1 protein-coding gene is annotated in these 1146 nt (G+C 36.2%); it reads left to right on the forward strand.

Features of this window, described 5'->3' with window-relative positions:
- Positions 1–1095, forward strand: a 1095-nt coding sequence (locus FFM67_RS12225) for an IS256 family transposase (protein WP_137614814.1), incomplete at its 5' end; no start/stop codon positions are given.
- Positions 1096–1146 lie beyond the last annotated feature (51 nt).

Below are 1146 nucleotides of genomic sequence, written 5' to 3' on the forward strand. Positions count from 1 at the left end.
TTAGAACGAGCGATTAATTCACTTCTACAAGCAGAGCTAACTGCTTTTTTAGACTACGAAAAATATGATCGAAATGGATTCAATTCAGGAAATTCCCGTAACGGGAATTATTCACGTACATTTAAAACAGAATATGGAGAGCTAAATTTAACTATTCCTAGAGATCGGAATGGCGAATTTTCTCAACAAACACTCCCAGCATATAAGAGAACCAATGATTCGTTAGAAACGACCGTTATCCAATTATTTCAAAAAGGCATTACGATGGCTGAAATTTCCGAATTAATTGAAAAAATGTATGGGCATCACTATACGCCACAAACGATCTCCAACATGAGTAAACTCGTGTCTGAAGACGTTTTAGCATTTAAAGAAAGAACGTTAGAAGCCAGTTATTCCGTTATCTTTATGGATGCGACACATATTCCTTTGAAGAGACAAACCGTTTCAAAAGAAGCCGTGTACATTACGATTGGTATCCGATTGGATGGAACCAAAGAAGTTCTTGGGTTCACTATCGCCCCAACGGAATCCGCGTATATTTGGAAAGAGGTTCTTCAAGATCTTAAAAACCGTGGGTTAGAAGAGGTTTTATTAGTGGTAACCGATGGTTTAAGTGGTATCGAAGAAAGTATCCATAGTGTGTATCCGAATGCACAATTTCAACAATGCTGTGTACATGTATCTAGAAATATCGCACATAAAGTGCGTATTCGAGATCGAAAAGAAATTTGTGAGGAGTTCAAAGCGGTTTACCAAGCAACGTCTAAAGAAGAGGCATTGGCTCAAGTGGACTTTATGGTCAAAAAATGGGGAAAGCAGTATCCAAGAGTTGTCAATCTGCTCTTGAATCCTGCCATAGTCACATTTTATAATTTTCCTCCCACTATCAGACGAACCATCTATTCAACGAACTTAATCGAAGGATTTAATAAACAATTAAAACGGTATACTCGAAGAAAAGAACAATTTCCAAATGAAGACTCTTTAGAAAGATTTTTAGTGTCGCAATTTAATCAATATAACCAAAAATTTTTAGGCAGGATTCACAAAGGATTTAAAGAAATTCAGGATACATTAGAGTCAATGATTTAACTGTAATTAACGGAATGGATTTTCCATTTACACATAATTCTTGACGCTACC

Source organism: Enterococcus viikkiensis (assembly GCF_005405345.1).
GTDB lineage: Bacteria > Bacillota > Bacilli > Lactobacillales > Enterococcaceae > Enterococcus_A > Enterococcus_A viikkiensis.